This is a genomic window from Anaerovibrio sp. (assembly GCF_051866355.1).
GTDB lineage: Bacteria > Bacillota > Negativicutes > Selenomonadales > Selenomonadaceae > Anaerovibrio.
In genome coordinates this window covers 14705-19741 of sequence record NZ_JBJDWZ010000051.1, presented here as the reverse complement: position 1 = coordinate 19741, position 5037 = coordinate 14705, and the positions used below count along the sequence as shown (strand labels likewise).

The following is a 5037-nucleotide window of genomic DNA, read 5'->3' as shown; positions in this document are numbered from 1 at the left end:
CTGGAAATGGGGAACTGACAAAAAAGGATGGAATGGTGAAGAATCCTTCGCAGATGGATATGGTAATGACAACCGCGATGTAAACGCCATGATTTATCAGCTGAATGCATCCGGCCCTATCGGCAAGGATCTCAACACTACCTTTGGTCTGTTCGCTCCTAGCCTCCAGAGTGGTTATGTAGCAAATTCCCGCATAAAGGGTGTTGAGGTAGACTACAACATCGGCAAGACAACCATCAAGGGTTATACTGGTCATGTTTATGAAAAGAATGATGATCTTTCCTCCGGCGGCGGCTGGGGCAGCTTCCAGTCCGGCTTCATGAGGAATGGCGGCAAGGCCTTTGACCGTTACAACAGTCCTACTACTGCTCAAAAAGCTGAAAATGATCGCGAAATCAAGTCCTATGGTTTTTCTGTAGAGCATAAGTTTAACGACAAATTTGCAGCTGGTGCAGGTTACTACAAGTATGATTCCCCTGCATATCTCGGTGACAATCTGGGCATTGTAGCTGTAGATGCCAGCTACAAGATTAATGACAAGTGGGATGTAACTGGTTTCTATTCCCATGGTGACCAGGGCTATCAGAGCAACGCCTATGATTTGAAGCTGACCTATAATGGTTCTCCTTGGTCCGGCAAGCAGTGGGGTGCCTATGCAGGGTATCGTTATCTGGGTTCTGATGCTGTCATTCTTTCCAGCGTTGTACATGGCTCCGAAAAGGCAGGCAGCAAGGGTCTGGAAGCCGGTCTGTGGTATCGCTTCTCCCCTAGCATCGTTCTCACCAACGACTTCTTCTTTGGCAAGGCTATTGACACCTACGGCCAGAATATTGATGCAAACCACACTGCATACTTCTCCAACCTGATGTTCACTTTCTAATTGAATTTTTCATCCAAAACATATATAGGAAATATAGACACTATGTATGCTGACGGCTGATTTGAAAATTCACAATAAATTATTACCTCCCTATGTTGACAGCGGTAGCACACATTGCCGCTGTCAATTTTTATGAACTCTTTTTGTGAAGGAGCTGATTTTTATGGAGGAAGCAGAAAGCTTTATAACCACTGACTGCAACGATTCATTATCTATCACCACCTTTGGCAAATCAAAAACGAAGCCGGGGCATTTCCGGGGGCCCGGTGTGCGCTCCTGCTACCTGCTTCATTATATTGTTTCCGGCAAGGGTGTGTTCCAGACCTATGGAGCTGACGGCAAAACCTATGAACTGGAAGCCGGACAGGGCTTCCTGATTGAACCGGCCTATGTGACCAGATACGAAAGCAGTCAGGATGAGCCATGGTCATATATCTGGGTAGGCTTCAGCGGCAACAAAGCTCCTGATATAATCCGTGCCCTTTACATGAATCAGGATTCACCTATTTTCTCCTGCTCAGAGCAACAGGGAACACAGCTTGCTGACTGCATAGAAAAAATGCTGGCTCACAGGGATGGCAGTTATACCAGCACATTCCGCCAGCTGGAATATTTTTACAGCTTTATTGCTACTCTGACGGAAAGCTCCAAAAATCCTGCCCCTGTTGAAAAAAGCAATGATTACACTCATCAATGCGTGGATTACATACGCTCACATTTATCGGAGCCATTCAGCGTGCAGGATTTGGCTGACCACATGGGGCTGAGCCGCACATATCTGACATACCTATTCAAGCATAACCTGCAGATGTCACCACAGGAATATATCATCAGCAACAGGCTCAACCATGCCTGCCGACTGCTGGAAGCCACCCAGCTCCCTGTAGAAGCGGTTGCCCTGCAATGCGGCTACGCCAGTAACAACACCTTCAGCAAATCATTCCAGAAAAATATGCTTATGTCCCCCACCGCCTATCGCCAATTCTGCAAAAAAAATAATACCTGCCCGAATCCAAAAGAAAACCCGGCAGGTATTGAAAAATAGAAATATTTGTTATATAATAGACATGAAGAAGGTGCTACCGATAGACGGTTAGCCCATGTTGGTTGGCAAAGATAGCCGCTCAATTGAAGGCTGAGGCGGCTATTTTTGTTTATGGATATCTTTGCCGATTGTGTATCCTAACTGAATGGCGGCAACCACCAGACACAAGGTTCCGATGAGCACGCCGAGGATTTCAACTGACATGTCTATCACTTCCCTCCATCCGTGAGATTCCTTTTACAAGGTTTCTATGTAAACGGAGGGTCACAGTCCCTCCGAAGAGGGCTAACCGCCTACCGTATTGGTAGCACCTACTAAATTATAACAGATAAAAACTCTGTTTGCAACAGTTGCAAACAGAGTTTTTATTTTATGCGAAAATGCCGCTGGCACTAACGGCCTCCACAATGCGTTGCATATCCTCCTCGGACTGTACCAGCGCCATGCGTACATATCCTTCACCGGAAGGGCCGAAAGCACTGCCCGGCGTTACCAGTACCCCTGTCTTGTCCAGCAAATCCTTGACAAAAGCCTCGGAATCGGCATACTGCTCCGGAATTGGCGCCCAGACAAACATGGTTCCAGGCGGCTTGTCCATCTGCCAGCCTGCCGCAATCAGCCCGTCGCACAGCACATCACGGCGGCGCTCATAAGCGGCTCTTGTTTCTGCCACCACGGACTGATCACCAGTTATAGCTTCAACGGCCGCAGCCTGAATCGGCAGGAACATGCCATAGTCCATGTTGGATTTCAGGGTTTTCAGCATACCGACCACCCTGCTGTTGCCTACACAATAGCCAATCCGCGCCCCTGCCAGCCCATAGGTCTTGGACAGGGAATTAAATTCAACGCCTACATCCTTTGCTCCCGGTATGCTCAAAAAGCTCCCCCAGCTCCTGCCGTCAAAAACCAGCTCGCTATAGGCATTATCGTGCAGGACGATGATATCGTGCTTTTTGGCAAAGGCTACCAGCTCATGATAAAAGCTCTCCGGCGCCATAGCTGCAGTAGGATTGTTCGGATAGGATACCAGCATAAATTTGGCCTTTCTTGCTATCTCTTCCGGAATATCCTGCAGCTGAATCACATAGCCATTTTCCTTTTTCTGCGGCATGTAGTACAGCTCCGCCCCCGCCAGCCGCGGCCCATCGGCAAAAATCGGGTAGCATGGATCCGGCACCAGCATCACATCACCGGCATCCAGTATGGACAGGGCGATATGGGACAGGCCATCCTGGGAGCCCAGCAGGGAGCAGATTTCCGTATTGGCATCCAGCGTCACGCCATAGCGCCTCTGATACCACGCTGCCACCGCATCCAGCATGGCCTGTGTATCGTTGATGGCGTAGACATAATTTTTCGGCTCCATGACTGCCTTTGCCAGAACTTCCATAATCCTTTTGGCAGGAGGAATATTCGGCGCACCGATGCTCAGGTCAAAGACCTCTTTTCCTTCTGCCAGACGTTTTCTTCTCATCTCGGCCAGACGGGAAAAAACACCTTCCCCAAACTGTTCCATCCGCTTTGCAAATTCCATCTATACGACCTCCTCATATAGTATCCGACACAGAAAAAGGGACGATAGACATCGCCCCATAACAATTCTATTGATTATCCAACAAGTTACAGATGATACATAACTGATGCACAATTGGTATATAACCGAATCAGCAGGAACAAGAGGCAGGGCATGTACCATTGCAGGTAGATTGATGAACCTCGGTACTTAGCGATTCACAAGCCAAAGGCGCCGTGAGAGCTTAGTACCGCTAGGTTCATTGACTAGCGAGAGCGTGCCTGCAATGGTACTGCCCTGCCTCCGTCTTATCCCTTATCCTTCATCAATACACTGTATCAATGCACAGCATCAGTACCAGTATTATTTGCCCCAGTTCTTGTTGAACAGGTTGCTTACAGGCTTGTTTTCATAAATGCACTTGATGAAATCAGCCAGCATCGGAGCAAGGGAAATGCTGATAATCTTATCGCACTTCTTCTTTGGATCAACCGGAATGGTATTGGTAATAACAAGCTGCTTGATGCAGGAATCCTGAATCCTCTGAGTTGCAGGATCAGTCAGGATACCATGGGAGCAGCAGGCATATACATCCTTGGCACCCAGCTTCATCAGCGCCTTGGCACCCTCGCAGAGAGAACCGGCAGTATCCACCATATCATCAATCATGATGCAGGTCTTGCCCTTGACATCGCCAATCAGGTTCATAACCTCGGCACAGCCTGGACGCGGACGACGCTTCTCCACGATGGCGATACCGGTTCCCAGCAGGTCAGCCATGTTGCGGGCACGGGTAACACCGCCCAGGTCAGGAGATACAACAACCACATTCTCCAGATTCAGGCTCTTGAAATACTCAGCCAGGGCAGGAGCTGCTGCCAGATGGTCTACAGGGATATCAAAGAAGCCCTGAATCTGACCAGCATGCAGGTCAACAGTTACGACACGGTTCAAGCCTGCGGCAGACATGAGATTTGCCACCAGCTTGGCAGAAATAGGCTCGCGGCCGCGGGTCTTGCGGTCCTGACGGGCATAAGCATAATAAGGCACAACTGCAGTCACGCTCTTGGCAGATGCACGCTTGCAGGCATCAGTCATAATCAGCAGCTCCATCAGGTTTTCATTAACCGGCTGGCAGGTCGGCTGAATAATAAAGATGTCTTTTCCACGAATACTTTCACCTATCATGACCTGAATCTCACCATTGTTGAAATGGCCTACCTGAGCTTCAATGAGCGGAATTCCGAGATGTTCAGAGATTTCCCTTGCCAGCTCAGGGTTAGCGTTGCCGGCCAGAAGTCGTAAATTGTTCGCAGCTTCGTTCATTTTTTTGAATGCCTCCAATATTCCTTTTTTCCTTTTCCTTATCCTCTATATATAAACAGCTTGCGCTGAATATACCCATACATTTCCATTGATGCCTGCTTTACTGCTGGCGCTTGTCCTTCCAGCCGGTAATAACCTTCTGTCTGGCACGGCCGATGGCCAGCTCACCGGCAGGCACATCCTTGGTAATCACGGAGCCTGCGCCGATGTATGCCCCCTCGCCTACGCTGACAGGAGCCACCAGGCTGGTATTGCAGCCCACAAAGGCAT

At 49.0% G+C, this 5037-nt stretch carries 3 protein-coding genes and 2 pseudogenes; 2 read left to right on the top strand and 3 right to left on the bottom strand.

Features of this window, described 5'->3' with window-relative positions; genetic code table 11:
• Positions 1-880, top strand: a pseudogene (locus tag ACI3UA_RS03035) (S-layer homology domain-containing protein); the annotation flags it as partial.
• Positions 881-1043: 163 nt separating this feature from the next.
• On the top strand, positions 1044-1925 hold the full coding sequence (locus ACI3UA_RS03030) for a helix-turn-helix domain-containing protein (RefSeq protein WP_439723352.1): 882 nt from the start codon (positions 1044-1046) through the stop codon (positions 1923-1925).
• 370 nt (positions 1926-2295) lie between these two features.
• On the opposite strand, the gene ACI3UA_RS03025 is transcribed toward ACI3UA_RS03030, so the two are convergent.
• From ACI3UA_RS03025 to glmU, 3 genes and pseudogenes are all read right to left on the bottom strand, one after another.
• Entirely contained in the window at positions 2296-3462 is a 1167-nt protein-coding gene (locus tag ACI3UA_RS03025; RefSeq protein WP_439723351.1) for an aminotransferase class I/II-fold pyridoxal phosphate-dependent enzyme, read from the bottom strand.
• 342 nt (positions 3463-3804) lie between these two features.
• Positions 3805-4767 carry a ribose-phosphate diphosphokinase gene (locus ACI3UA_RS03020; protein ID WP_439723350.1) on the bottom strand — a complete coding sequence of 321 codons (963 nt, stop codon included), beginning with the start codon at positions 4765-4767 and terminating at the stop codon, positions 3805-3807.
• Between the two features lie 100 nt (positions 4768-4867).
• Positions 4868-5037 (bottom strand): annotated as a pseudogene (glmU, locus tag ACI3UA_RS03015) (bifunctional UDP-N-acetylglucosamine diphosphorylase/glucosamine-1-phosphate N-acetyltransferase GlmU); the annotation flags it as partial.